We start from the raw sequence: 26,726 nt of genomic DNA on the forward strand, positions 1-26,726 counted from the left end.
GGTGTTTACACCGCCTCCGGCAATAAGATTTACAGACCGTTCATCCTTGGCGGACAACGCTCCAACAGCTCCACGCTGCTATCTTCATTCTGCTGCTCCAGCATCACATCAAAACCCCAAAGCCGGTGTACATGCTTGAGCACTTCTTTGCGTCCTTTATCCAACGGTGCGCGGTTATGCGGAATATAGCGCAAGGTGAGCGAACGGTCGCCACGCAGATCGACATTCCAGATTTGAATATTCGGCTCCAGGTTGCTCAGGTTGTATTGCGACGACAACCTGTTGCGGATCTCACGATATCCTTCCTCGTTATGAATCGCAGAAATCTCCAGATAGTTGTGACGATCGTCATCCAGCACGGTGAACAGGCGGAAATCGCGCATTACCTTCGGTGACAGGAACTGGCTGATAAAACTCTCATCTTTGAAATCGCGCATCGCGAAATGCAGGGTTTCCAGCCAGTCGGAACCCGCTATATCCGGGAACCAGTATTTGTCCTCCTCGGTCGGCGACTGACAAATACGTTTGATATCCTGGAACATGGCAAACCCCAGGGCATAAGGGTTTATCCCGCTATACCACGGACTGTTGTAGGGTGGCTGAAATACCACATTGGTATGGCTATGCAGAAACTCCAGCATAAACCGTTCGGTGACTTTACCTTCATCATAAAGGTGGTTCAGGATGGTGTAATGCCAGAAAGTGGCCCAGCCCTCGTTCATCACCTGCGTCTGTTTCTGCGGATAAAAATACTGGCTGACCTTGCGTACAATGCGTAGCACTTCACGTTGCCAGGACTCCAGCAGCGGGGCGTTCTTCTCCATGAAGTACAGCAGGTTTTCCTGTGGCTCAGAGGGATAACGCCGGGCTTCCGCCACGCTTTTCTCTTCCTCTTTCTTCGGCAGCGTGCGCCACAACATATTGACCTGACTTTGCAGATACTCTTCACGACTTTTCTGCCGGGCTTTCTCTTCCTGTAGGGAGATTTTTTGCGGGCGTTTGTAACGGTCAACGCCGTAGTTCATCAGCGCATGGCAGGAGTCGAGGAGCTTTTCGACTTCATCGACCCCGTAGCGTTCTTCACACTGGGTTATATAGTTTCGTGCGAAGATTAGGTAATCGACGATGGAACTGGCATCCGTCCAGCTACGAAACAGGTAGTTGTTTTTGAAGAAGGAGTTGTGTCCGTAGCAGGCATGCGCCATCACCAGCGCCTGCATGGTGATGGTGTTCTCCTCCATCAGATACGCGATACACGGATTGGAGTTGATAACAATCTCATAGGCCAGTCCCTGCTGACCATGCTTATACAAGCGCTCGGTTTCAATAAACTTTTTACCAAACGACCAGTGAGGATAGTTGATCGGCATCCCGACGCTGGAGTAAGCGTCCATCATCTGTTCGGAGGTGATCACCTCGATTTGGTGCGGGTAGGTATCCAGTCTGTAGAGTTTCGCCACGCGGTCTATCTCTGCCAGATAGACATCCAGCAGATCAAACGTCCAGTCGGGTCCATCGCTTAACCGTGTGCTGTCCTTGTTCATGGAATCAATCGTAGCCATTCGCGCACCCTCATTGTTGGCGGCACTCTCTGTCTGGAGTACCTCATTTCAAGCATAGATCATGGTGTTAAAAAACGTGCTGCGGCAGAAATTTTTTCTTTGCGATTTCTCGTTAGCGAGGCGTTGAAAAACGGCATTGCCGCAAAATTTTATGCTGGATAAAAATAACGCACAGCAGGAGATGCCAAAGCAGAGAGTTCCCCGCCATCACCGCTATATGTGAGATAAGTCACCATAAAAAAGCCATATGTTGAATAATATTTTCAACTGAGTTATCAAGATGTAATTAGAAGATTGTTCTTTTACTGTTAACGGAGTGGCTATGCGAGTTGTCATACTGGGAAGTGGTGTCGTTGGCGTGACCAGCGCCTGGTACTTAAGTCAGGCTGGACACGATGTCACCGTCATTGATCGTGAGCCCGGTCCGGCACTGGAAACCAGTGCGGCGAACGCGGGGCAAATATCTCCAGGTTATGCGGCACCATGGGCGGCACCAGGCGTACCGCTTAAAGCAATCAAATGGATGTTTCAGCGCCACGCTCCGTTGGCCGTTCGTCTTGACGGAACCCAGTTCCAGTTGAAATGGATGTGGCAGATGCTGCGCAACTGCGACACCAGCCACTACATGGAAAATAAAGGACGCATGGTGCGACTGGCGGAATACAGCCGTGATTGTCTGAAAGCGCTGCGCGCCTCTACCGGTATTGAGTATGAAGGACGTCAGGGCGGAACCCTGCAACTGTTCCGTACCGCTCAACAGTATGAGAACGCCACTCGCGACATCGCCGTGCTCGAAGACGCTGGCGTGCCATATCAGCTGCTGGAAGCAAATCGTCTGGCGGAAGTCGAACCGGCACTGGCAGAAGTGGCGCACAAACTGACCGGCGGTCTGCGTTTACCGAATGATGAAACCGGCGACTGCCAGTTGTTTACCCAGCGTCTGGCGCAGATGGCGGAGCAGGCGGGCGTTAAGTTTCGCTTTAACACCCCGGTCGATAAGCTGCTGAGCGATGGTGAGCAGATTTATGGCGTCCAGTGCGGCGAAGAGATTATCAAAGCCGATGCCTATGTGATGGCGTTTGGTTCGTATTCCACGGCGATGCTGAAAGGGATCGTTGATATCCCGGTCTATCCGCTCAAAGGCTATTCGTTGACTATTCCGGTAGCGCAAGACGACGGTGCGCCGGTTTCTACTATCCTTGATGAAACTTACAAAATCGCTATTACCCGCTTTGACAATCGTATTCGGGTTGGCGGCATGGCGGAGATTGTCGGTTTTAATACAGAGCTGCTACAACCTCGTCGTGAAACGCTGGAAATGGTCGTACGCGATCTCTTCCCGCGCGGTGGTCATGTGGAGCAGGCAACCTTCTGGACCGGACTGCGTCCGATGACGCCGGACGGTACGCCGGTGGTGGGGCGCACCCGCTTTAAGAATCTGCTGCTCAATACCGGCCACGGCACGCTGGGCTGGACCATGGCCTGCGGTTCCGGTCAGTTGCTGAGCGATATCCTTTCTGGCCGTACGCCAGCCATACCTTATGACGATCTGAGCGTGGCGCGTTACAGTCCGGGGTTTACCCCCTCTCGTCCACGACATTTACATGGCGCACATAACTGATAAGGACGTGAGATGACCCGCCCGATACTGGCCAGCATTGACCTGCAGGCGTTGAAACAAAATCTGACCATTACACGCCAGGCAGCGCCGGACGCTCGCGTCTGGTCGGTGGTGAAAGCCAATGCATATGGACACGGCATTGAACGCGTCTGGAATGCGCTGGGCACAACCGATGGTTTTGCCATGCTCAATCTTGAAGAGGCGATAACCCTGCGCGAGCGCGGATGGAAAGGCCCGATACTCATGCTGGAGGGTTTTTTCCACGCTGAAGACCTGACGGTATATGACAATTATCGACTGACCACCTGTGTACACAGTAACTGGCAGCTAAAAGCATTGCAGAATGCCCGCCTCAAAGCACCGCTCGATGTTTACCTGAAGGTGAACAGCGGTATGAACCGGCTTGGGTTTTTACCGGAAAGAGTTCCAACGGTCTGGCAACAGCTGCGGGCGATGCCCAACGTCGGCGAAATGACGCTGATGTCGCATTTTGCAGATGCAGAGCACCCGGAAGGTATCCAGGAAGCAATGGCGCGTATTGCGCTGGCAACAGAAGGACTGGAGTGCAGACGGTCACTGTCGAATTCGGCCGCCACGCTGTGGCACCCTGAAGCGCATTATGACTGGGTTCGTCCGGGCATTATTTTGTATGGCGCGTCGCCTTCGGGACAATGGCGGGACATCGCCAACACCGGCCTGAAGCCAGTGATGACTCTGAGCAGCGAGATAATCGGCATACAAACGCTGAAAGCTGGCGATCGGGTGGGTTACGGTGGCCGTTACACCGCCAGCGGCGAGCAGCGCATTGGAATAGTGGCGACCGGCTATGCAGACGGTTATCCGCGCCATGCGCCAAGCGGAACGCCTGTGCTGGTGGACGGTGTACGTACCGGGACGGTGGGGACAGTCTCAATGGATATGCTGGCGGTAGATCTGACACCGTGCCCGCAGGCAGGGATCGGGACACCGGTAGAGCTGTGGGGCAAAGAGATTAAAATTGACGATGTAGCTACCTCAGCAGGAACGGTGGGCTACGAGTTAATGTGTTCTTTGGCGCTGCGCGTACCGGTTGTGACGGTGTAACATTTACGGGGCTGCCTGATGGCGCTGCACTGATCCGGCCTGTAGATTCAGTGCATTTTACAGGCCGGGTAAGGCGCTGCCGCCACCCGGCAAACAACATCCTCTTTACTCATCCTCGTCTTCAGCAACGCGAACACCGACCTTCAGCACTGCATTATCTTCCTTCTCGGCCACCGTCCAGATCATGCCAGCGAATTCCACCTGGTCACCGACGACCGGCGCGGCACCAAGCAGATGCTGGACAATTTCACCCAGCGTTTGCTGCTTATCACGATACTCTGTGCCATCATCCAGGCCATAAATCAGCGCCACATCGGCATATTTCGCGCTGGCTTCCAGAATAAAATCACCGAAGAAGCGCTGGTCTAACGACACCGGTGGCGACTGGCTGAATAGCTTGCCGAGAGCGGGGAGATCGTGCTCGCGACCAATAACACACAATACGTCGCCTTCGCGCAGACGCGTGCTGCCGGAGGGGTGAAACAGCACGTTGTCACGAAACAGGGCGGCTATTCGCGTTTCTTCCGGCATATGCAGGTCGCGCAGCGCGGCACCCACACACCACTTATCTGCGCTGAGCTGATAAACAAACTGCTCCCACGGGTTATCTGGGTGAATATCGAGACCAATGCGCGAAACGGGCCAGCCGACAGGAGGGACCACCACCTTGGCTTTTTTCGCGGCCCATGAAAGTGACGTTCCCTGAAACAGCAACGAGATCAGTACCACGAAGAAGGCGACGTTAAAGAACAGGCGCGCGTTCTCCAGGCCCGCCATCATTGGGAAGACGGCGAGGATGATCGGCACCGCGCCGCGCAAACCCACCCAACTGATGAAAATACGCTCGCGCAGATTAAAGCCACGAAACGGCAGCAGTCCGGCGAAGACCGAAAGCGGGCGGGCAATGAATATCATCCACGCAGACAAAATCAGCGCAGGGATTGCGATAGGCAGCAGGTCGGACGGCGTAACCAGCAGTCCAAGCACCAGGAACATGGCGATTTGTGCCAGCCAGGCCAGACCGTCGAAGTTTTGCAGGATACCAAATCGGTTGCGGATGGGGCGATTCCCCAGCAGGAAACCACACAGATAAACCGCCAGAATACCGCTGCCTTCCAGCGCAGTGGTCAGGGCAAAAATCAGGATCCCACCGCTTAACGCCAAGAGTGGATACAGTCCGGCAGGCAGAGAAATGCGGTTAATCATCTGCTGGAGCATATATCCACCGCCAAGACCGATAGCGATTCCTAAGCCAAACTGCTGGATAATGTGCACCGCGAACATCCAGCTTAATCCGGTCTCGTGATTTTGGATCATGGCGATGAGTGTGATGGTCAAAAACACGGCCATCGGGTCATTACTACCGGATTCAATTTCCAGCGTAGAGCCAACGCGTTCGTTAAGTCCCTTACCGCCAAGCAGGGAAAAGACCGCCGCGGCGTCAGTTGAACCAACAATCGCGCCAATCAGCAGCCCTTCGATAAGATCCAGATGAAACAGCCATGCGGCCATCATGCCAGTGAGTCCGGAAGTAATCAGCACACCGACCGTCGCCAACGATAGCGCCGGGCCTAACGCAACGCGAAAAGAGCTGGCCTGAGTGCGCATGCCGCCGTCGAGTAGGATAACCGCCAGTGCCAGGTTACTCACCATGTAGGCGAAAGGATAGTTATCGAAAGGTATGCCGCCAATACCATCCACACCCGCTAACATACCGATAGCGAGAAATATCACCAGAATTGGGATACCGAGACGTGATGAGAATGAACTGAGTAAGATACTGCAGGTGACGAGAACGGAACCCAAAATAAAAAGGCTAATAATTGCTGCGGCATCCAACGTTCGGTTACTCCTGAATTACGCTGTTTCGTATTAATAAACCCTACCATAATAACGACAGAAACAGCGTTTTACTTAGCCCCATTAGCTGCTTTTTTTACGATTTTAGTACCGGATGCCCACTTAAGGTGAGCTGAGTGCTGTTTTTATCGTTTTTCAGCACCGCTCTGGCTCCCAGCGGCAGGGTGACGGTGCGTTGTTCATGGCCAAAATCGAGGCCGCCGATCAACGGAACGGACAGCCTGGCGCGCAGAAAATCACAAACTGAATCAAGATGGTAACCAGCGTCGTAATCATTCGGCGCGCTGCCGCTAAAACTGCCGAGGATAATGGCGTTTTGCTGGGCCAGTATTCCCGCGTGGTACAGTTGCAGCAGCATGCGCTCGACACGGAATGGATGCTCGTTAATGTCTTCCAGCACCAAAATGCCGTTTTTGATGGCCGGCATCCACGGTGTACCCATCAGCGAAATGATCATCGCCAGATTTCCGCCCCACAGTGTACCTTCAGTCGCGCACTGCGGACCGTCACCCTGCCATTCGAGGGTGAATTGGGCATTACGCAATGCTTGCCAGAAATGGTGCTCGGTGAATGTGTTCATCTCCTCGGCACCGAAGTTGGCCGCCAGCATCGGGCCGCTGAAGCTAATCACATTCCCTTGAGCCAGTAGACCACACTGGATCGCCGTAAAATCGCTGTGTCCGCACAGCAGCAGCGGATCTTGTTGCTGGCGGGCTGCCAGCCCTTGCCAGTCAATATCTTCCAGTAAACGGCTCGCGCCATAGCCGCCACGTACCGCCATCACAATGGTATCGGGGGTTTTCAGATTAACGAGCGAGTTCACATCAGCAAGCCTTTCTGCTTCTGTACCCGCAAAACGCTGGCAGCGGCGCGCAATGACCGCTGAATTATCGACCTGATGACCGGCCTCAGTAAGACGTGCAAGCCCACGTAAGGCAGCCTGCTGATTGATACAGTAGCCCGATGGGGCAATTAAGTGAAACCGGGACATGGCATTTCCTTGCTACAACTAAAACCAAATGTATATCATGCCGCGTAGGTATGTCGTTGTCACCTCAGCGACAGGTTCCGGCTATAAGGATAGATGACGTGAAATTGAGATGGTTTGCTTTTTTGGTTGTATTACTTGCGGGCTGTAGTTCAAAACATGATTACAAAAACCCGCCGTGGAATGCTGAAGTTCCGGTTAAACGCGCAATGCAATGGATGCCGATCAGTGAAAAAGCCGGTGCGGCCTGGGGTGTCAGTCCACAATTGATTACCGCTATTATTGCCATTGAATCAGGCGGTAATCCGAATGCGGTCAGTAAGTCTAATGCGATTGGTCTGATGCAGTTAAAAGCCTCGACTTCAGGCCGCGATGTTTATCGTCGCATGGGATGGAGCGGAGAGCCGTCGACCAGCGAGTTGAAAAACCCCGAACGCAATATCTCCATGGGGGCCGCATACCTGAGCATTCTGGAGACCGGGCCGCTGGCAGGGATTGAGGATCCGCAGGTGATGCAGTATGCACTGGTAGTATCGTACGCTAACGGAGCGGGAGCATTGCTGCGAACGTTCTCTTCCGACAGGAAGAAAGCCATCAATAAGATCAACGATCTCAGCCCGGATGAATTTATTGAACATGTTGCGGACAATCATCCGGCGCCGCAAGCTCCGCGCTATATCTGGAAGCTTCAGCAAGCGCTGGATGTAATGTAATTCAGGTGATGTTAATCGCGCACTTTGTTCGACTTTTCCCGGGCCTCGCGCTCAAGGGAAAAAATAATCCGCTGTAAGTTCCGCTCCACCGCCGGGCCGACGTTGAGAAAACGAAAGCTCAGGCGGGGAGTGGTAATGGTTTCGTTTTTACTGTCGATAACTTTGCGTTCGCTAATGGAAATAAGCTGGGCGTCAACGTGATACACTCCCCATTGTTCCATGTTCAGTTCAACCTGCGCGAAGCGTATACCTTCTACCAGTCCTTCTGGTTTTGCCGTTTCTAACAGCCCGCCCATACCGCCAAGCGACAAATCGAATAAGCGAAAGCACAGCGTGCTGTTGTCCGGCATTTTTGCCGTGCAGCGATAGGGAGGATGCAGCGGAGCGCCGATGCGGAAATATTCCCGACGCTGAACAAACCACAGGGAAGGCGGCAAGGATGAAATAAACGCTGGCAGTTGCTGATACTCACCTTTTTTTAACTGTGGCAGGGTGAATTCTACTTTGGCTCCCTGCGTTTCGGCGATAATCGAGATCTGACTGGCCCGCTGTACGGCCTGGTTTTCATATTCCTGGCTACCAAAATCCATGACCAGCTCGTCCGGGCTGACGGCCAGAACTTTGCTGATGAACTGGCCGCCCGACCAGGAGATACGCAGTGGAACCTGCTGCGATTTTAAGTCCCGAAGTACACCTAACACCGCTAACGGATTTTGCTTCAGGAACTGCTCATTGTAGTTACTCACACCTAATGACTCCCGGATGCCTGGTTTGTCGTTGGATTATCGGCATCAATCAACGGAACTTAATACAAATGGATGAAATTTTTTACCAACGCCAATGAATTAAGTCTGCGTGAAAACAGCACATAGCGATGGTTTGCCTATACTTTAAAGGCTGGCGCAAGAATGTCTTGCGCGTGCGTTCACTGGAAAGAGGGCCTGAAAATGGGAATTATTGCCTGGATTATTTTTGGTCTGATTGCGGGGGTTATCGCCAAACTGATTATGCCGGGGCGCGATGGCGGTGGATTTATCCTGACCTGTATTCTCGGTGTTGTCGGTGCTGTGGTCGGTGGATGGCTGGCAACGATGTTTGGTATCGGCGGCGATGTCAGCGGGTTTAATCTCCACAGCTTCCTGGTGGCCGTGGTCGGCGCGATTGTTGTGCTGGGTGTCTTCCGACTGGTGCGGCGAAATTAATCGAACGGCCCCCGCGGGGGCCGTTTCTCTGTATTGCTAAGTCAGAACTGATACTCAATCCCCGCCCAGTAATTACGGCCTTCTTCAATAAATCCTTCACTATAAACGTACTGCGTATCGAACAGGTTATTGACCGACGCGTTAACGCTGAATCCGTGACCGATGGCGTAGTCAGCGCGTAAATGGGTAATGGCGAAACCAGCGGCTTTCTGTGAGCCGTCGCTATTGCTATAGCTCGACGAACGGGCCTCTTCTGACAGCGTAATACTGAGCGGATCCCATGGCTTCAGCGTCATCCAGGCAGTCAGGGTTTGCGTTGGCAGGTCGGTAATCTTGCCGATGTCGCTGCGTTTGACGTCTGCATGAATAAGGCCGTAGCTCAGACCGACATCCAGCATATCAAAGACTTTACCTTTAACGCCTGCATCCAGACCGGTGTAATCCACCCGGCCACTGTTCTGATTCTGGATGGTGTCGGCATCAATATTGTGTGAAAGGATGGCGTCGCTGATGCGGTTGTAATACACGCTGGCTTCGAATCCCCAGTTCTGACTAAGTGACCCATTCCAGGTCAGATCCACGCTGCGGGCGCGTTCAGGTTTAAGCTGCGGATTGACCAGCGCCACCTGGTTATAGGCCGGTTTTGAGGTCGTGTAGCGTTCTTTCAACGTAGGGAAACGCGTTCTGTCAGAATAGGACAGCGCTAATGTGTCTGCATTTTCGAAGTGATATTTGGTCATCATCTGCCAGTTGAAGGCCGACTGATTGTTGTCATCATAGTGGGTGACGCTACCATTTTTTTCGTGCTTCATGCCTTCCAGACTGTCACGCCAGTCATAGCTTATTCCCGCCACTACATCGACATTATCCGCCGCCGCCCACTGATATTCACTGGCAACAGACCAGGTGCGGTCTTCGTAACGGTCGTAAGCCGCATTCGGTGCGCCTTTCTCGCGGTGAACATCATCCTTCCAGTTTACGGCGAAAGAGAGCAGGTCGTTTTCACGCATATCCGCAGCGAGCTGCAGGCCAGCTCCATCGCTATAGTCTGAATAATGACTGTAGTTGCCTTTTTTGTTTTTCAGATCGGCAACTGAGTTGTACATCATCAACGTATTTTCAAAGGTATCACGATACAGACGGCTTTTCAGAGTGAAACGATCGCCCAGATGGGTGGTGCCCTGATAGTAATAGCTCTCTTTATCGTACTGTGGCCATTGCCAGTAGCGTGATTTCTGACTGCTGGTTCCGGCATATGGTGGGTTATCTTTTTCACCGTCCTGATTAATATAGGTCAGGACATATTCATCATCGCCGCGAGGGGTAAAGCCCAGCTTCACGATGCCGCGTTTATCATCGGCGGACGAGTTGGCAATCTTGCCGTGACTACCCGCAACCGTATTGTCCACGCCGTGCGGTAAGCCAAGGAAATCCTGCTTCAACTGGCTGCCGCTGAGCTGGATGTAACCCAGATCGTTACTGGCGCCAAATGAAGCGTGCATATCGTGAGCGTTGTCTTTGCTACGACTCCAGCCCTGGCGATAGCCGATGCTGCCTTCAATTGGTTTGGTGGGCTTTTTGGTGGTGATATTAATGGCACCGCCCATCTGGTTAGGCCCTTGTAGCAGAGATGAGTAGCCTTTGGAAACTTCAACTGAAGCGATATCGGATGTCAGAAAACGGCCTAAATCGAGGTTGCCGTCATAGGGGATGTACACCGGCACACCGTCAAAAAAGACGGGAACCTGACGGCTGTCAAAACCGCGTACTTTCACCTGCTGCTCATTGCGGTTGCCCGACTTTTGCAGCACCACGCCGGGGACGACGCTTAGCGCCTGCGCCACGTTTTGCTTATCCAGTTGCTGCATCGTTTCCTGACCGAGAACCGTAGTGGTTGCCGCAGAGGCCGGGCTTGACCAGACGGTCATGGTTTCGCTTTCTTGCCCAGCAAAAGCACTGTGCGCGAAAGCAAACGACAGGGCTGTGTAAAGACAACTTTTGTTGAAATTCATTATTGTTAGTCCATTTTTTAATGTTATATGCCACGTGCGTCCGGGCTCAGGCTAACTTTGATATCCGCAGGTGGAGCGTAATAAGGTGCGGAAGTGATAAAGAGCCTGATGCCACAGTCGAGATAACTCGCCAGCGAGGCGAGGGTAATGCCGCCAGTCAGCGCCAGCGTGCAATGAGGGGCCAGTGAAGGTGCCAGGCGGGCAATGTCTGTCGCCTGCTCAGGGGTGAATTTGTCGAGTTGCAGAACATCGGGCGCGGCGCGTAGCGCGGCAAATGCTTCATCTGGCGTATCCGCTTCGACGACGATCTTTTTTTCTGGCGCATGGCTGCGTAAGCGCGCAACCGCGTTTGTCCAGTCGTTTGGGTTGGTAAGAAAACGGCGGTGATTAGCGAACAGCAGCACCGTTTCGGCGCATCCTCCGCGATGAATAATGCCCCCGGCAGCGAGTATTGCCTGAGTCGCCAACGAACGCGTGCCGGGAATGGCTTTGCGGGTGCAGGCAATCTGCCCATCAGGATAGCGTTGGCGCAGTTGGCTCAACATGCTCTCAAGATAGCCCGAAACTCCGCAGCTCCACTCCAGGACATTTTGTACCGCTTTCCAGCCCTGGTGCAGCGCCGCCGCATTCCCATGCGCACAAATCAATCGCTGTCCTGCACTTACCTGTTCACCATCGGCCACCATGTCGCTGACTGTCAGCCCTAATGACGTCAGCATTTGTCTGGCAACGGCGGTGCCACTAACGCACCCGCCATGGCGATGGTAAAACGCCATAACGCCCGGCTGTGCGCCAATTCCCAACGCGCGGGTAGTCAGATCGCCGCCCTGAATATCTTCCAGCAGCAGCGCGTCGGTTTGCGCCTGCGAAAAGTAGATCATCGCAGTGCTTCCCGCGGCACACTGTCCCACCAGATAAGCGCCCAGTCACGGCTGGCAGGGGCAATCGCGCGTGGATCCTGCTGCTGATACCAGGTTTCCAGACGTTCGACCTCGTCGGCGCTTAGTTCGCCCATACTCCAGCGCACGTTTTCCAGAAAGCGCATCCAGGTACTATTGTCCTGCTGACAGTTGGGCCCGCGGATAAAATCAACGTGCGCGTGGATCCCCATCTGATACAGGACATTAAGCGCATAGATATAGTTGGGAAGTTCAATCACCTCGCGGCCCAGCGCACGTTGAATGGTGGGGGAAACGAAAGATGAACTGACGAGATGGGTGGTGTAAACCCGCAGCCGGGCCTGATTATTCAGTTTGGTCATCGCCTGGCGCATATCGGCAACCAGCGTAGAGCGCGAGGCGACGGCGATATCGCACTGGGGTAAATCATCCCAGTGTTCTTCCCAGGCCCGCTGCACCCACTGTACGTGACGGGCGTTCATTTGCACAGCGCGGCGGGCAGCAACGCTCAGCATTCCCTGGCTGTAATCTACGCCGTAAATTATTGGTATCTTTTTAGCCAGCGCCAGCGAGACCGTACCGGGACCGCAGCCCATATCAAACAGCGACTCCGCTCCTTGCAGGTCGATTTTCCCCAATAGCTGTAGCAAATAGCTGTCGGTTAATGAGGCGCAATTCTCTGCCATTTTTTCCGCACGTTTATCCCAGTGCTCCGGCTTTTTCTCGGTTCTGTTCGCCAGTTGTAACTGTTTACGGTAAAGATCGGCAAAATCAATGTCGTCAATGAGCATTCTTATTCCTTAATTGTGAGAGCCAAAGAGGTGGTGGGCAATTTGTGACGGTGTAACGTGATACAGCGCAGCCAGGCGATCGGTGGCGAGCTGGTGTTCAGGAAGCCCCTGCGAAACCTCACCGTTCGGTTCAACGCGTACCACGCTGTCGGCGATTGCCCGGGCGTGCAACGGATGATGCGTAGACATCAGCAGGGCCATACCCGAATTTTTCAGCGTCACCAGCGTGTCGAGCAGACGGATCTGATGCCCAAAATCCAGGCTTGAAGCGGGTTCATCCAGCAACAAAAGGCGCGGGCGTTGCGCCAGCGCGCGGGCAATCAATACCAGTTGGCGCTCTCCGCCGCTCAGAGTGTTCCAGCGCCGGGGCGCCAGGTGAGAGATCCCCAGCATCGCCAGTTGTTGATGAGCAATTTCGTGTTCTTTAGCCCCGGGAACCGCAAATGCCGCCAGTTGCGGGGCCAATCCCATCATCACCATGTCCAGTGCGCTAAAGGCAAATGCGCCGTCATGCGCCTGAGGGATCCAGGCAATAGTGGCGGCGCGTTGCCGATCGTTGAGATGATTTATGGCGATGCCATCAAGCAAAATGTCACCGTGAAGCGGCGAAAGAACGCCGAGAATGGTGCGCATCAGGGTGGTTTTTCCGCTACCGTTGGCACCAAGCAGACAACAGACTGAGCCGGGCGAAACCTGAAATGAGACATCGCGTAGCACGGGCTGGTTACTGTGGTATCCCAACGACGCATGGCGGACGGTCAGTAGCGTCATGGGCGATTTCCCCGTAGCAAAAGCAGCAAAAAGAACGGTGCGCCAATAAATGCAGTCAGGATCCCCAGAGGAATTTCCGTGCTGCTAAGCGTACGGGCGAGGGTATCGGTGAGCAGCAGCAAAATGGCGCCGACTCCCATGGAAACCGGCAGCAACTGCTGGTGGTTATTGCCACTGAGGAGTCGGCCGATATGCGGCACAACCAGCCCAATCCAGCCGATGATGCCCGCGATGGCGACGGTACAGGCGGTGATTAACGTTGCGCAGACGATCAATCCCAGCCGTAGTCGGGAGACGTTGATGCCAAGCGATCGTGCTTCATCATCCGACAGGGTGAGCAGGTTCATGCGCCAGCGCAGCAGCAATAGCGGGACCAGTCCAGTGAAGATCAGCGGTGCTGAGAACCACAGATCGTGCAGCGTAATCGTTGATAAACCGCCCAGCAGCCAGAAGGTGATAGACGGGAGTTGGGTATACGGGTCGGCCAGCGTTTTGATGAGTGAAATCCCCGCGCCACATACCGTACCCAGCGCAATCCCGACCAGAACCAGCGTTAACACCGGGTCGTGGCGCTTGACTCGCCGGGTAATCAACCAGACACCGGCGACCACGAATAAACCACCCGTGAACGCATACAGTTGAATAAACAGGATCGGTAATCCAAACAGGATTGCCGTACAGGCACCTAAACCGGCACCCGCCGCCACGCCGAGGATATCCGGTGAGACTAGCGGGTTGCGGAACATGCCCTGATAGGTGGTTCCTGCGCCTGCCAGCGCCGCGCCGAGCAGCAATGCAGCCAGAATGCGCGGCAGGCGGATTTGCCAGAAGACGATTTTGTCCTGCATCGGGACGTCATCAGTACCTGTAATAAGATTCACAACCTGTTGCGCATCCAGGCGGTATGCGCCCGATACCGCGGCGACGCTCGCGCAAAGCACCACCGCAGCAATCATCAGAAAACCGAGGGTAGATGTTTTCATCAGACTGCCACCAGACGTTGATACTGTGCGTCGCTTAGCGTGGTATGCCAGAACAGTTCGCTGTAGTGCTGCATATCGGCTTTAAAGCTCGCGTTAACCTGCGGTTCAAGCCAGGCGTGCAGGCGGCGTAACCCCAGTAAACGGTTGATGCCAGGAGGTGCATCCAACCAGCCAAACGGCAGACCGCTGAGAAACAGAATGCGCCGGTCAGCAACCGCTTTGACTCCTTGCCAGACCGGATCTTCTCGTAGGTGCTGCGCTGTCATCGCATCCTGCACCAAAATAATATCGGGCTGCCAGCTGAGCAGATTTTCCATTGAAACCTGTGTGAGCCCCTGTCGTCCGGGGATGTGCGCCACATTCTGTAGCCCCAGCAGTTCTGCCGCTTCGGTATGCAGAGAACCTTGTAAACCTGTCTCCAGTCCTCTGGCACCGCGCGCGGCATAAAAACGCAGATTCGCCGCAGCTGTATGCGAGAAAGCTATTGCATTATCGATAAATCGACGGGCCAGCGCGGCCTGCATTGCAGTACGCGAGACGACGCCCAATGCTTCACCGGCTGCGTGCAACTGCTCTGGGGTATGGCGCAGTTCGCCGTTAATCAGCAGCCAGGGAATGTGAGTTTGTGCGCTCACTTGTCTGGCCTGAGAAAGCCAGGTTTCATCGGCATTACCGCAGTCAATAACCAGGTCAGGTTTAAGCGCCAAGAGTGCTTCAAGCGAGAGCGTGCTGGCGCGGCCCGCCAGCCTGCCCAGTTTCGGTAAAGTCCGAATATCATCGTGAAACGGGATGGCGGTCTGGCGAGAGAAATCAAAGGAGGAAAAACCCACCACTTTTTCTGGCGCGACAGCCAGCAGTAGCATGTCAGCGGGCGCGCCAGCACTGACCACGCGTAGGGTTATATTCGGCCCTGGCGAGCCTCCTACGGCAACGGTTAGCGGCGTTTGCGCCAATGCGGGAAGATGGCGTAGCAGCAGTGCAGATGCCACGAGTTGGGCAAACATCCGTCTTGTCAGTGCCATTATCAGTATCCTGAAGGTTACAAATTCGCTATATATTTACATATACAGCGAATAAAAACATGTTCAGAATCAAATTCTCACGGATGAAAACACCGGATACCCCATAAGGGCTAGAGGGGATAGAGACAGCTTAAATAGCGAAAAATATGACAGAAAAATCCGCGACGAAGCGCGGATTCGGGGAGTAAAACGGCTCAGGTACTGACGTTATGGCGTCGGTTGAGTCTGTTTTTTAGGCTCGGCTGGTGGTGTACTTGTCGGTGTTGGCCGCGATGCGGGTACGCTGTCACAGGGCTTCTCTTTGGCGCAGATTAGGTCAAGCATTTTTAGCGTGACGCCGTTGGTCCAGCCAAAACCATCCTGCAATGGATATTCCCCGCCACCACCGCCGGTGCCGGTGGTGCTCACGTCATATTTTTCAACCAGCTTTTTCTCTCGATCGTAGGTGTGCTGCACATTGGTAAGGAATCGCCAGGTCACATCCATCGCAACGTTATCCTGACCGTAATTCTGTAACCCGGATGCTGCGACCCACTGGAGCGGGGCCCAGCCGTTGGGGGCATCCCACTGCTGGCCGCTTTTCACCGACGTGGTAGCAAGGCCGCCCGGTTGCAGCAGATGTGCCTGGGTGGCTGTGGCGACTTTACTGGCGCGATCTTTTGCCGCCGCATTGACATACAGCGGGAACAGGGCGGCGGCCGTGAGCTGATTGCGTACTTTATGGCTTTTCAGATCGTAGTCGGCATACCAGCCTTCTTTGTCGTTCCACAGGTACTTTTCGATCCCTTTTTGTCGGGCATTAGCGAAGCCATCGTACTGCGCCGCTTTGGCATCATCACCGGCAGCCTTGCTGGCGAGTGCGATCATTTTTTCCATTTTGTACATCAACGCATTGAGATCGACTGGAACGATGCTTGTGGTGCGCAGAGTGCCCAGCTGATTAGGATTGTCCATCCAGCGGGAGCTAAAATCCCAGCCGGACGCAGCCGCTGAACGCAGGTCGCGGTAGATTTCTGTGGCAGGGCGATTTGGGTTGCTTTTAGCGGTGGCGATATCCTCGACCCAGGACTCTGGCCTCGGCGTATCGCGGTCATCCCAGTAGCGGTTCAAAATGGTACCGTCATCCAGTTTAACCACGCGCTTATTTTGCTGACCGGGTTGGAGTGTTTCGACGCCTTCCATCCAGTAACTGTACTCTTTGAGCATCTGCGGGAGGTATTTTTTCAGCGCGTCATTCCCGTCGTGCTGCGCCAGCAGTTCAACCATAAAGGCAAAGAACGGCGGTTGCGAACGGCTCAGGTAGTAGGTGCGGTTGCCGTTAGGAATGTGTCCCCAGGAATCAATCTCGTAAGCGAAGTTTGCCACCATGTCCGAGACCTTATCCCAGTGATTGCTTTCGGCAAGCCCCAGCATGGTGAAATAGCTGTCCCAATAATATATTTCGCGAAAACGCCCGCCAGGCACCACATACGGCTCTGGAAGTGGCAGTAGCGAGTCCCATTTTTCAGCGTCAGTTGTCGAGCGGGTGAGGACCGGCCACAGTCCGTCAATATGTTCGCGTAATGATTGCCCGGCCGGGGGAACGTATTTCTCGCCTTCTTTCGGCAAGGTGAAATTCACCTCCACAAAATGGCGTAAGTCGAATCCGGACTGATTTTTCTGCATCCGGTAATCGGCAAGGATCATGAGAGGATCGCTGTTAGGAACTGCGTCAGCAAAGGTTTTCTGGTCTGGAAACAGTTTAGCCGTTTGTACATCGTTAAACAGAGGTCCAAGCAGGATATCTGGCGGCTGCGGTGTAGCGGCTGGCGCGTCTTCTGCATTGACGGCAAAAGAGGAAAGGGCAAAAAAGGTACTGGCGAGAGTCAGTTTTATTGCAACAGAAAGCAGGCCTGGATGGCGAGTTGCAGGCGTAATCATCGGTTAATCTCCTTAGCGGTGTGCCGAAGTAGCGGCATTTACCATGAGAAAACCTTAGTTCAGGATCGACCGTTGCGCGTGATCGACACCCCATTTTGCGAACAAACAGACATTTCCCGACGCGAATAGGGAAGAAGCACACCCTTTGTCGAAAAGGGTGTGCTTCGGTATCAGTTTGCGCGGGTTATCCGCTGTGTGACACAGTCAATGGTCAGAGTATCGCCCATCTTTATGCTATCGAGAGCAGCGCCTTGCTGACACATCCAGCACAGACCCATTTCACGAGCGATAATCGCCGGATGAGAGGCTTCGCTGCCGTCCCGCAGGCAGATACCTTTGATGGTCTTCGGATCGAGTTGCAGTACCGTAGACGGATAAATGACATCAGCGACCAGGATAGTGGGGCGCAAGAACGCGGGAATTTGTGCGCTCTCTCCCGTCAAATGTTGCAGTGAACGAGACAGCAAATCTTCAATATCAATGTATCGCGCCTGCAGATAAGGATCATCGAGCTGTAAATACTGCTGGCTGAGATCGCTCAGCACCTGATGCCAGGCCCAGGCGGCGCTGCATTGTTTTTCACGCATTACATCGCAGGCCATTTCAAACAGTTCAGGATCGTCCAACAGCGTGTGGTGACCGGAGAAGATGGCGGCGATATCTGCGGAATATCGTTCTTCAGCAAGAGCGGTGAGTTCGCTCAGATCGTTCAGCGTACTTTGGATGGCGGTCTGTAATCGCTGCTGCTCAGCCTGCAGTGATGCGGCGGACTGCGGGTTTACCTTTGGCGAGAACGGCGTGTGACAAAATGCCGTCCCCGTGACTTTTGAGGGAGCCAGAGTTGCCTTGTTATCAGTATGCGCGGGCTCGAGTGATTCACCAAAATTCTCTGCCGCCAACTGTTTAAATGCGGCCAGCGCATCCTCTGCCTGTTCGCCCTTAGCAATCAGGCGTAGTGTGTCATTACAGCGTACCTGCAGCAGGGCTATTTGATTCAGGCTATCAGGGACCACACACTTGCCGTTTTTCTCCAGCCACATGTCGGCGTTAAAACCAGACAACGCAGAAACCAGCCGCGAAGCAGGGCGGACGTGGATGCCGTTAGGGTTTTTCACCACAATGGCAACAGAACGGGCATCAGCGTCGGGAGACAGTTCAGCGGATGCGGGTTTCGCTGCGGATGGCGAAGGTAAACCCAGTTGTTCACATTTGGCGTCGAGGGCGTTCATGGCATCACGGATGACCCGATCGATATCAGCACCTGCGGCGGCGCTAACCGTCGCGGCCAGTGTGCCTTCAACCAGTGGTGCTGCGCACAAACGCACTTTGGCGGCAATGTTAGGGTCGAGCAGTTCCAGCGCGGTTTCCGCACTCAGTAATGCACTACCGATATCCATCATCACCAGCACGTGGTCCGTATCGGCCACGGACTCGATGGCTTCCATCACCTTAATCGGATCGGTGCCAATCGGATTCTCAGGATCGTCAATGCCTGCGGCAATGGCGATTTTGCAACCATCACCCATTAACATCTGCCGGGCCAGCACGCCGACGCCTTCGCCCAGTTGGGCGCTGTGAGAAACAATAACCAGGTTTACCATCGCTTTATCCTTACTCTCTGGACGCCTGAGCCAGCATTTGCATCATAAACATGACCGACGTTGCGCCGGGATCCTGATGCCCAATGCTGCGCTCACCTAGATAGCTGGCGCGGCCTTTGCGAGCCTGCATGGTGATGGTGCTTTGCGCTGCGACTTCCGCTTGTTGGCTTGCCGCTTCCAGAGCCGCCTGGACGCTCAGCTTCTGTTCGCATGACTGGCGTAAAGACTCCACTACCGGCAGCCAGACATCGCACATGGTTTTATCGCCAGGTTCAGCCTTACCGCGGCTAATTACACCTTCTGCGCCATCACGAATCATTTGATACAGCTCTTCAAGCGTCAGGCTTTGATGAGCCTGAGTTACTTGGGCGGCGCGGATAAAAAACGTGCCAAACAGCGGTCCACTGGCCCCGCCGACGCTTGAGAGCAGCACCATACCGGTGTTTTTCAAAATAAAGCCGATGTCTTTGTCCGCGATGGAAGGCAGCTTTTCAACGACTTTGCTGAAACCACGATGCATGTTCAGACCGTGGTCGGCATCGCCGATCTCCCGGTCAAGTCCGGTGAGAAAATCACTTTCAGTGGTGAATATCTCACCGCAGCGATAGAGCCAATTAACAATCTGTGTTCTGTTGAGGGACATCATGAATCTCCTTATTTACCCCAGTTGAGAGCAGGGGTGTGAACCGGTGCATCCCATAAGTTCAGCGTTTCGTCATCCACCTGTAACAGGGTGATGGAGAAGCCGGTCATATCCAGAGAGGTACAGTAAGAACCGATCAGGTTGCGCTCAATGACGATGCCTGCATCCTGGCAACGGCTTTCGAGGCGGTTATACACGCCGAAGAGTTCAGACAACGGCGTCGCACCGAGATTATTGACCAGCGCAATAACCCGATCGCCACTTTGTAACGCACGCTTGCTTTCTTTACCTTCATGCCACGCGCCCTGGACGTTGTCCCAGTGGCGGAGCGTACGGCTGTAGTTACCGTTTTCCAGCAGGGTATCGAACATTTCATCAACGGTCTGATCGAGAGAGGTGAAGGTGCGGCGGTCAATGCCCGGTTCCCCGTGGATACCTACGCCAAACTCCATCTCGTTATCCTGTAACGTGAACGACGGTTGTCCGGCTGCCGGAACGGTACAGGCGCCAATGGCTATGCCAATGGAGTGGCCCTGGTTATTCAGCTTACGACCCAGCGCAGCACAGGCTTCCAGCGAGTCACCGCGTTCGGCGGCCGCGCCGACCAGTTTTTCGATCAATACGGTATTAGCCACACCACGACGTCCGGCGGTATACAAACTGTCTTTCACCGCCACATCGTCATCCACCACCATGGTGGTGACCTTGACGCCGCTTTCGTGCAGCAGCTCGGTAGCGGTTTCGAAATTAAGAATGTCGCCGGTGTAATTTTTGATTATCAGCAGCACGCCTTCCCCGCCATCAATTTGCATGGCGCATTCGAACATTTTATCCGGCGTGGGGGAGGTAAAAATCTCACCCGGGCAGGCGCCGGAGAGCATGCCCTGACCAATGTAGCCGCAATGCATAGGCTCGTGCCCGCTGCCGCCGCCGGAAAGCAGCGCCACTTTGCCCATCACCGGTGCATCTGCGCGGGTGACATACACTGGGTCCTGATGCAGTGCCAGGGAAGGATACGCTTTCGCCAGTCCGGCGAGTTGTTCATTCAGTACGTCTTCAACACGGTTGATCAATTTTTTCATTATTTATGCTCCGCAGACAGTCCTGGATGGCTGCCAAATTCGGGCAGGCATCTGATGTAGGGTATCGGTTTGTACAACGCCACGGCGACCGCTCGCTGCCGATAAGGTAATTTTGCACACGGGTTTGCAAAAGAAAATTGCTGTGAAGAGCATTTCAATACGAAACATAGCAGCATAATAATGTTCCGTATTGGAACGTCATGGTGCATAAAACAGCGAAAGTGAGAGGTCGGGCGGTATTTGTGCGGAACGTTTTTGAACGATTTTTTATGGAAAACAAACCACCTGCAGAACAGGTGGTTTGTAGGCATGGTCGATTTCGGCGTTAGCCCGGATAAATTCCGCGATCTTTTCGTGCCAGCAGAATGCGTTCGCAGGCAACGATGTAGGCTGCGGTACGCAGGGAGCAGGATTTCTCAGCTGCTTTTTCCCAAACATGCACCATCGCATCAGTCATGATTTTGTCCATGCGATTGTTGATCTCTTCTTCACTCCAGAAGAAGCTTGCCATATCCTGAACCCATTCGAAGTAGCTGACGGTTACGCCGCCGGCGTTACAGACCACGTCAGGCACAACCACGATACCACGGCTTGCCAGCACATCATCGGCATCCGGATAGGTTGGGCCGTTAGCGCCTTCAAGTACCAGTTTACAGGTCAAGGTTTCCGCACGGTGACGGGTGATCTGACCCTCAAGCGCGGCCGGAATAAGAATATCCATATCCAGGCTCCAGAAGGCCTCGCTGGCGATGGTTTCAGCGCCCGGGAAACCGGCAATCTGTTTGTGCTCTAACTGCCAGGCAGACAACGCGGTCATGTCGATACCTGTGGGGTTAAACAGCGTAGCGGTGTGATCCTGAATCGCGACCACGCGTGCACCAGCTGCCGCGAACAGTCGGGCGGCTTCGCTGCCGACGTTACCAAAACCTTGCACTGCAACGCGAGCACCTTCAACTTCGATGTTGGCACGGCGCGCGACTTCCAGACCGCTGACGAAAACGCCGCGACCGGTGGCTTTATCACGACCTAATGAACCGCCAAGGTGAATAGGTTTACCGGTGACCACGCTGGTCACGGTGGTGCCGTGGTTCATGGAGTAGGTATCCATCATCCAGGCCATGACTTTTCCGTTAGTACCTACATCCGGCGCAGGAATGTCTTTCTGCGGCCCAATGATAATGCCGATTTCGCTGGTATAACGACGAGTTAAACGCTCCAGTTCGCCTTCAGACAGCGAGAACGGATCGACGCGCACTCCACCTTTGGCACCGCCGTACGGCAGGTTCAACGCTGCGCATTTGATGGTCATCCATGCGGACAGGGCCATCACTTCATTAAGATCAACATCAGGATGATAACGCACACCGCCTTTGCCCGGCCCGCGGGAGAGGTTATGTTGCACGCGATACCCTTCAAAATGACGGATAGTGCCGTCATCCATCTGCACCGGGATATCGACAATCAGCGCGCGTTTTGGGTGGCGCAGGGTATCCACCCAATGGGAAAGTTCGCCCAGGTAAGGGGCCACACGCTCGATTTGTTGCAGGTAGGTATTCCAGGCAGATGTGCTGCTATCTGAAGCGTAAGATAACTTATCCATGATAAACCTTAGTTATAAAAGTAATATGTTCTTAATTTGGCCGTGGTATACAGTGAATCTCACCATATAAACCTAAATTTAACATTTTTTTCATAGAAGGGCCTGCCCGACCAGCACGAATTATCGCCATGATTAGTATGGGCTTTAACTTGCGATTGAATAGTTATTCTGTGTCTTTGCTTGTAATTGGGTTGTTTTGCAGGGTGCGTAATTTAATATGCAGAATATATAAAAATCGTAATTTGTTAGATTTATGACGCACCTCTAAAAGTAAATAATTTGATAACAAAATGTATTTGCTTTATTGCGGTTAAGATGAGGTCAGTAGGTTACGGCGATGGTAACGGTATCGGCATAGTTGTCTGGCGTGTGGTTCGCGCTGGGGACGGTGGCGTAAACCGGGTAGATAGTTGTTGTTCCCGTACCGTTGCCCGCGACGGTATTGAGTGATGTATTGCCCCAGACCGTACCGGAAGGACCTGGCGTCGAACTAAGCTGGTAGGGGACTTTATCCGTATTTGACCCCGTGCCCGCCATCACGCCGCTGCCTGCCGTATTACCGTTGGAGGGCTGAAGCCCGATGGTGTAAGGCGTGTTATTGGAACATGCTACGCCCACGGTATTTGAAGCCGTAAGGTTACGCCCGGTCGCCCTGGCTGGCGCAAAGCTAATATCGGTTGCAGAGGTGATATTGCACTGTTTGCTTACGGTCGCCGATACGGTGAAAGGCAGCCTGGCGGCAACCGTATCGCCACAGGTTGTTGGCGGGAAAAGCAATCCGGGATTGAGAGTGACAAGGGCTGTTGCCGTCGTATAGTTATCCTGATAATTTCCGGGGACGGCTGCGGTTTGTGGTGTGACGATCTGCGCCGATACCGTGAGTGAACCCGTCACTGGCGTCAGATTCAGCAGGTTAAGCTGTACCATGGGAAAAGTGGTTCCCGACTGATACTGGCTGCCCCAAACTTTGGTGCGCCCGCTATCCTGGTAAAGCTGGTATGCCAGTGTACTGGCAGGCGTTCCGCTTAATGACATATTTCGCGGTGTCACCTGGCCGCTGACGGCCGAGGCGCCAATATTAAAACAGAGGTTGATCCCTGCCAGCGCGTCACCAAGCTCTTTGGTGCAGGTGTAACTGAACGTCATTGATGACGTTGCGCCTGTCGCAGACAGTGGATTGACCGAACCTAAATTTATGGGTTGCACATTGCTCACCGAACAGGTTACCGCATGGCTAATTGCCGGACAAAAAAGTACGGCAGCAATGAGTAGCAGATGTCTTAACCTCATGAGCGCACTCCTGTTAGTGTGGGCGACAAACCAGCGGGCCTATTTGCACAATCCCCTTTGCTGACACGGGATAGTCAAATTGCACGCGACAACTACCGGTGTCCGTCTCAACGCGCAGCGTGTTGTGCTGCTCCAGTGTGTCGAACCAGGTCATCCCATCAAAGCCAACGACAGACGATTGTCTTTTTCTGTTGATGGCGTAAGCCATGCTGCCTTCAGGAATTGGCTTACCCTGATTGTCAACGAGGATAACCTGTGCAGCACGTACGGGGGTGATGCCAAAACTAACCAAAGTACCGGAACGATCTGCAGGCGTGGCATTCGTCTCAACGCGTGCGATCCGCATATTGGTGGGGAGATCCATCGGGTCAATACTGATCAGGTTTTTTTGATAACTGTTGAGCGGCGTGACCAGCAGTAGTCCCTGGTCATCGCTGCGGCCAATCAGGTTATTTTGCAATTTGACTGGAACATCAGGCACGCCGTCAGTTGAGACGACGGCAAAACCATTGTTGATTTCCCTTGCTGCAAACAAGCCGCCTCCCATGGTCACCAGCGATCCGGTTGCGCCTGCGTAGCCGTAATGGTTATCTGGTAAACGGCTGAATCCCGCGTACGCTTTACCATAACGCCCCAGATATCCTACTTCTCCCTGGCCACTTTGTCGGGAAGCCTGCTGACTGGCGGCCAGATTCCAGCCCCAACCGCCATCGGCAGGCGGCGTCTTGCTTGCGTTGAGCTGATAGCCGGTTTCATCGTTGGTGCGTTGTAGCGTGCTGCTGGCGCTCAGATTGTTATCAGTGGTAATCGTTACCATCAGATAGAGACTGCGATCGCGGTTATCGTCAATGTTCTGGTTGAATCCGGCATTCAGTGAGATGTTGTCTGTAACGGATTTGAACCAGCTGACGTTGGCGTAGCGCACCGCATTTTCGTGTGGATAACGAAACTGCAGGTAACTCAGGCTGACATTTCCGGCAGATTCCAGCGAATAGCCAATGACCGTGTTGCTGTTAAGCGTTGGGGGCGGCTCACCATAATGGGTGGCGACATCGCGGTAATCGCCAGAAGTTGCCGTGGTACTGGTACTGAAATTAAACCGTCCGCCGGACCAACGATAACCAAAGCTATACAGAAATCCGTTCTGCCCTGAATCGCTACTTGCGGCAAGTGATGTCGAAAATGTGCCGCTGCGGGTTCCCGGGATCCAGTCGTTACTGAAGCCTGCGTTAATTAGTCCGTCGCTGGTTTCTGCGTGAGCCCCGGCGGTCAACGTATTGCTAAACCCGCGACGCCACGTAGCGCTCAATACCGGTGCGCTGGCATAGTCAAAAGAGGAATAACCATAATTTTCGCGTACCGTGCCCAATTCTGCCGACCAGGCGGTTAATCCTTCCCGCAGGAGTTGTTGATCGTTGTAGAACGAAAAATTTTGTACGCTCGTTCTGCCCAACGCATCTGTCATCATCACCTGACCCGTTCCCGCGCCGCTGATGTTAGGCATGGTGTTGATCTGAAAACTACCTGCGGGGACTTCTCCGTTGTAGTACCTGACACCGTCCACGTACAGCTCAACGTTTGATGGCAACGTCGCGGATCCCAGATATGCAGGGAGCGGGGTGGTTGGCATATAGGGCTGTAAACCAAAATCGGTGCCTATCTGAATGCCGCCGATACGCGTTGGTCGGGACCAGATGAGTGAGCTTGTCAGGGTATCGCCAACGGTTAACGCCAACATCGTATCAGGAAATGAGGTACGCCAGTTGGTATCAAGGCGCTCAAAACTGTTATCGGCGTATTCCTCGGTGGAGTACTGCGTCAACTGGGTGGTGCTGAGCACGCCGGCAGCATTGAAGGCGCGAAGTTCACTGAAGGTATTTATTACGCTCTCATCCCCCTGCTGGGTATAGATATCATAATTGAGCAGCGCTCCGCGTGATGTTGTCGCCGTTGGCGCGGTTTCGATAGGCGAGTTAAGCTGCGTGGTGGCAAGTTCGAGTGAACTAAGTGGCGCAGTAAGCGAGAGCGTTTGCAACTGAACGTTGTAGTCAATGGTTAACTGGGGGATATCGTTCAGGCAGACGGCGTTAGTGGCGTCTGGAGCAAAGCGAAAGCCCATTTTACTCAGGGTATTAGCTCCCGCATAAAGCTTTCCATTATCGTAGCCAAAATGTACCAGCCCAACGGGATTCCCATTTAAGGTGACATCGAGATACAAATCGACTCCCGTAATTTGTGAGGTGCTATTAATAACACCATTCTCACTCTGGTTATTATTCAGCGTTTGTGCGCAAACCATTCCCGATATTAATACTCCATTGAGAAAGCAATATTTCACCAGAAGCCAGAATCTGTTACAGATCTTGTACTGTTTTTTGGCCATTGATTGTGACTTCAATTTTCCCGCCATAATGATTATTACTGGCCGACGGGGAGACTATCCAGCGCATTGTTGAGCCTGGTAAAACGTAGCCTAATAGTCCGGGTGTAATGACTTTTTTAGTACCGTCAGGGCTTATAAATGTTGCAGCAGATAACTGTGCATGCCCATTTCCCTGATTACTGACTTCAATGAATTTTTTGCCATCCAGTTGTTGTAATTTCCATTGCAGTTTTGCCTGCGTTTGTGCCGCTGATGTTGGTTGAATGAAAACGGGAACGGAATAATGCAGCACAAACTGAAGCTTATTTTTTTCTACTTTTGCAGGAGGTAACTCATCTATCGACAAACGATAAGCGTCTTCGGCATGTGCCGAGGGAGGGCTTGTGCGAATAACTCGAATCAACTGACGTTCTCCAGGGGCTAATGCCAACATCGGCGGGCTTATCACCAGCCCCTGAGAGGGGGAAAGTTTGTTGTCATAAGCACTTTGACTCCAGCGAAAAACCCGAACCTGGGCATTGAGCACATTCTCACCCGCGTTACTCAACCAGATACCATCGGCATTTTGCGTCGCTTGCAACGTTAACGTGACCGGGGCTATTTGCAGCCCACTGGCGGTGGCAAGGTTGGCGCTCGCAACCATCCCTAGCAGGCATGCGCAGGCACACTGCTTAACAGGCAGTTTTACTCTCATATAGCT

21 protein-coding genes and 1 pseudogene are annotated in these 26,726 nt (G+C 53.5%); 4 read left to right on the forward strand and 18 right to left on the reverse strand.

Annotated elements, in window-relative coordinates; all coding sequences use genetic code 11:
• Positions 1-29: 29 nt before the first annotated feature.
• Positions 30-1,562, reverse strand: a complete 1,533-nt coding sequence (locus SK33_RS10740; RefSeq protein WP_048217904.1) for a SpoVR family protein — start codon at positions 1,560-1,562, stop codon at positions 30-32.
• Positions 1,563-1,884: 322 nt separating this feature from the next.
• Here SK33_RS10740 and SK33_RS10745 point away from each other — a divergent pair, with 322 nt between their 5' ends.
• Together SK33_RS10745 and dadX are read left to right on the forward strand one after the other, a co-directional pair.
• Positions 1,885-3,183, forward strand: coding sequence for a D-amino acid dehydrogenase (locus tag SK33_RS10745; protein ID WP_003841565.1), 1,299 nt, complete (start codon positions 1,885-1,887; stop codon positions 3,181-3,183).
• 12 nt (positions 3,184-3,195) lie between these two features.
• Entirely contained in the window at positions 3,196-4,266 is a 1,071-nt protein-coding gene (dadX, locus tag SK33_RS10750) for a catabolic alanine racemase DadX (RefSeq protein ID WP_003020922.1), read from the forward strand.
• Positions 4,267-4,437: 171 nt separating this feature from the next.
• Here dadX and SK33_RS10755 read toward each other — a convergent pair.
• A pseudogene (locus SK33_RS10755) lies at positions 4,438-6,105 on the reverse strand (potassium/proton antiporter); the annotation flags it as partial.
• A 97-nt stretch (positions 6,106-6,202) separates the two neighbouring features.
• The gene (gene ldcA / locus SK33_RS10760) at positions 6,203-7,117 is read right to left on the reverse strand and encodes a muramoyltetrapeptide carboxypeptidase (RefSeq protein ID WP_048217900.1); all 915 of its coding nucleotides are present in this window, start codon (positions 7,115-7,117) and stop codon (positions 6,203-6,205) included.
• A gap of 98 nt (positions 7,118-7,215) precedes the next feature.
• On the opposite strand from ldcA, the gene emtA reads away from it, so the two are divergent.
• The gene (emtA, locus tag SK33_RS10765; RefSeq protein WP_003020914.1) at positions 7,216-7,827 is read left to right on the forward strand and encodes a membrane-bound lytic murein transglycosylase EmtA; all 612 of its coding nucleotides are present in this window, start codon (positions 7,216-7,218) and stop codon (positions 7,825-7,827) included.
• A gap of 11 nt (positions 7,828-7,838) precedes the next feature.
• On the opposite strand, the gene ycgR is transcribed toward emtA, so the two are convergent.
• Positions 7,839-8,573 carry a flagellar brake protein YcgR gene (gene ycgR, locus SK33_RS10770; RefSeq protein ID WP_003020911.1) on the reverse strand — a complete coding sequence of 245 codons (735 nt, stop codon included), beginning with the start codon at positions 8,571-8,573 and terminating at the stop codon, positions 7,839-7,841.
• 201 nt (positions 8,574-8,774) lie between these two features.
• On the opposite strand from ycgR, the gene SK33_RS10775 reads away from it, so the two are divergent.
• A complete protein-coding gene (locus SK33_RS10775) occupies positions 8,775-9,029 on the forward strand; it encodes a GlsB/YeaQ/YmgE family stress response membrane protein (RefSeq protein WP_048218889.1) in 255 nt (84 codons plus the stop codon).
• Positions 9,030-9,070: 41 nt separating this feature from the next.
• Here SK33_RS10775 and SK33_RS10780 read toward each other — a convergent pair whose 3' ends face one another.
• The 14 genes from SK33_RS10780 to SK33_RS10845 all read right to left on the reverse strand — a co-directional run bounded on the left by SK33_RS10780 (position 9,071) and on the right by SK33_RS10845 (position 26,720).
• Entirely contained in the window at positions 9,071-11,041 is a 1,971-nt protein-coding gene (locus SK33_RS10780; RefSeq protein WP_048217898.1) for a TonB-dependent receptor plug domain-containing protein, read from the reverse strand.
• A 23-nt stretch (positions 11,042-11,064) separates the two neighbouring features.
• On the reverse strand, positions 11,065-11,922 hold the full coding sequence (gene modD, locus SK33_RS10785; RefSeq protein WP_048217897.1) for a ModD protein: 858 nt from the start codon (positions 11,920-11,922) through the stop codon (positions 11,065-11,067).
• The gene (locus SK33_RS10790; protein WP_032949452.1) at positions 11,919-12,731 is read right to left on the reverse strand and encodes a class I SAM-dependent methyltransferase; all 813 of its coding nucleotides are present in this window, start codon (positions 12,729-12,731) and stop codon (positions 11,919-11,921) included. Before SK33_RS10790 ends, modD begins: the two co-directional genes overlap by 4 nt.
• Before the next feature lie 9 nt (positions 12,732-12,740).
• Positions 12,741-13,502 (reverse strand): ABC transporter ATP-binding protein, encoded by a 762-nt coding sequence (locus SK33_RS10795; protein ID WP_048217895.1) that lies wholly within the window; start codon positions 13,500-13,502, stop codon positions 12,741-12,743.
• Positions 13,499-14,458 (reverse strand): FecCD family ABC transporter permease, encoded by a 960-nt coding sequence (locus SK33_RS10800; protein WP_369707177.1) that lies wholly within the window; start codon positions 14,456-14,458, stop codon positions 13,499-13,501. Before SK33_RS10800 ends, SK33_RS10795 begins: the two co-directional genes overlap by 4 nt.
• 26 nt (positions 14,459-14,484) lie before the next feature.
• Positions 14,485-15,507 carry an ABC transporter substrate-binding protein gene (locus SK33_RS10805; protein ID WP_048217892.1) on the reverse strand — a complete coding sequence of 341 codons (1,023 nt, stop codon included), beginning with the start codon at positions 15,505-15,507 and terminating at the stop codon, positions 14,485-14,487.
• 207 nt (positions 15,508-15,714) lie between these two features.
• Complete coding sequence (locus tag SK33_RS10810; RefSeq protein ID WP_003020888.1) at positions 15,715-17,427, reverse strand: alpha,alpha-trehalase; 1,713 nt, start codon at positions 17,425-17,427, stop codon at positions 15,715-15,717.
• 170 nt (positions 17,428-17,597) lie between these two features.
• Positions 17,598-19,028, reverse strand: a complete 1,431-nt coding sequence (dhaM, locus tag SK33_RS10815) for a dihydroxyacetone kinase phosphoryl donor subunit DhaM (RefSeq protein ID WP_048217891.1) — start codon at positions 19,026-19,028, stop codon at positions 17,598-17,600.
• Between the two features lie 10 nt (positions 19,029-19,038).
• The gene (gene dhaL / locus SK33_RS10820; RefSeq protein WP_003020881.1) at positions 19,039-19,671 is read right to left on the reverse strand and encodes a dihydroxyacetone kinase subunit DhaL; all 633 of its coding nucleotides are present in this window, start codon (positions 19,669-19,671) and stop codon (positions 19,039-19,041) included.
• Positions 19,672-19,682: 11 nt separating this feature from the next.
• On the reverse strand, positions 19,683-20,753 hold the full coding sequence (gene dhaK, locus SK33_RS10825; RefSeq protein ID WP_003020880.1) for a dihydroxyacetone kinase subunit DhaK: 1,071 nt from the start codon (positions 20,751-20,753) through the stop codon (positions 19,683-19,685).
• 325 nt (positions 20,754-21,078) lie between these two features.
• Positions 21,079-22,353: a Glu/Leu/Phe/Val family dehydrogenase gene (locus SK33_RS10830; protein ID WP_003020877.1), complete on the reverse strand. Its 1,275-nt coding sequence runs from the start codon at positions 22,351-22,353 to the stop codon at positions 21,079-21,081.
• Positions 22,354-22,674: 321 nt separating this feature from the next.
• A complete protein-coding gene (locus SK33_RS10835) occupies positions 22,675-23,643 on the reverse strand; it encodes a Csu type fimbrial protein (RefSeq protein ID WP_048217890.1) in 969 nt (322 codons plus the stop codon).
• A gap of 13 nt (positions 23,644-23,656) precedes the next feature.
• Positions 23,657-25,942, reverse strand: coding sequence for a fimbria/pilus outer membrane usher protein (locus SK33_RS10840; protein ID WP_048217887.1), 2,286 nt, complete (start codon positions 25,940-25,942; stop codon positions 23,657-23,659).
• Between the two features lie 55 nt (positions 25,943-25,997).
• Complete coding sequence (locus SK33_RS10845; RefSeq protein ID WP_003020869.1) at positions 25,998-26,720, reverse strand: fimbrial biogenesis chaperone; 723 nt, start codon at positions 26,718-26,720, stop codon at positions 25,998-26,000.
• Between the last annotated feature and the right edge of the window lie 6 nt (positions 26,721-26,726).

The organism is Citrobacter sp. MGH103, from assembly GCF_001034475.2.
Classification (GTDB): Bacteria; Pseudomonadota; Gammaproteobacteria; order Enterobacterales; family Enterobacteriaceae; genus Citrobacter; species Citrobacter freundii.

Bases quoted from the DNA above. Each gene is read 5' to 3' on its own strand.
- SK33_RS10740 (WP_048217904.1), bottom strand. From the start codon at position 1,562: ATGGCTACGATTGATTCCATGAACAAGGACAGCACACGGTTAAGCGAT.
- SK33_RS10745 (WP_003841565.1), top strand. From the start codon at position 1,885: ATGCGAGTTGTCATACTGGGAAGTGGTGTCGTTGGCGTGACCAGCGCC.
- dadX (WP_003020922.1), top strand. From the start codon at position 3,196: ATGACCCGCCCGATACTGGCCAGCATTGACCTGCAGGCGTTGAAACAA.
- ldcA (WP_048217900.1), bottom strand. From the start codon at position 7,117: ATGTCCCGGTTTCACTTAATTGCCCCATCGGGCTACTGTATCAATCAG.
- SK33_RS10775 (WP_048218889.1), top strand. From the start codon at position 8,775: ATGGGAATTATTGCCTGGATTATTTTTGGTCTGATTGCGGGGGTTATC.
- SK33_RS10780 (WP_048217898.1), bottom strand. From the start codon at position 11,041: ATGAATTTCAACAAAAGTTGTCTTTACACAGCCCTGTCGTTTGCTTTC.
- modD (WP_048217897.1), bottom strand. From the start codon at position 11,922: ATGATCTACTTTTCGCAGGCGCAAACCGACGCGCTGCTGCTGGAAGAT.
- SK33_RS10790 (WP_032949452.1), bottom strand. From the start codon at position 12,731: ATGCTCATTGACGACATTGATTTTGCCGATCTTTACCGTAAACAGTTA.
- SK33_RS10795 (WP_048217895.1), bottom strand. From the start codon at position 13,502: ATGACGCTACTGACCGTCCGCCATGCGTCGTTGGGATACCACAGTAAC.
- SK33_RS10800 (WP_369707177.1), bottom strand. From the start codon at position 14,458: ATGATTGCTGCGGTGGTGCTTTGCGCGAGCGTCGCCGCGGTATCGGGC.
- SK33_RS10805 (WP_048217892.1), bottom strand. From the start codon at position 15,507: ATGGCACTGACAAGACGGATGTTTGCCCAACTCGTGGCATCTGCACTG.
- SK33_RS10810 (WP_003020888.1), bottom strand. From the start codon at position 17,427: ATGATTACGCCTGCAACTCGCCATCCAGGCCTGCTTTCTGTTGCAATA.
- dhaM (WP_048217891.1), bottom strand. From the start codon at position 19,028: ATGGTAAACCTGGTTATTGTTTCTCACAGCGCCCAACTGGGCGAAGGC.
- dhaL (WP_003020881.1), bottom strand. From the start codon at position 19,671: ATGTCCCTCAACAGAACACAGATTGTTAATTGGCTCTATCGCTGCGGT.
- dhaK (WP_003020880.1), bottom strand. From the start codon at position 20,753: ATGAAAAAATTGATCAACCGTGTTGAAGACGTACTGAATGAACAACTC.
- SK33_RS10830 (WP_003020877.1), bottom strand. From the start codon at position 22,353: ATGGATAAGTTATCTTACGCTTCAGATAGCAGCACATCTGCCTGGAAT.
- SK33_RS10835 (WP_048217890.1), bottom strand. From the start codon at position 23,643: ATGAGGTTAAGACATCTGCTACTCATTGCTGCCGTACTTTTTTGTCCG.
- SK33_RS10840 (WP_048217887.1), bottom strand. From the start codon at position 25,942: ATGGTTTGCGCACAAACGCTGAATAATAACCAGAGTGAGAATGGTGTT.
- SK33_RS10845 (WP_003020869.1), bottom strand. From the start codon at position 26,720: ATGAGAGTAAAACTGCCTGTTAAGCAGTGTGCCTGCGCATGCCTGCTA.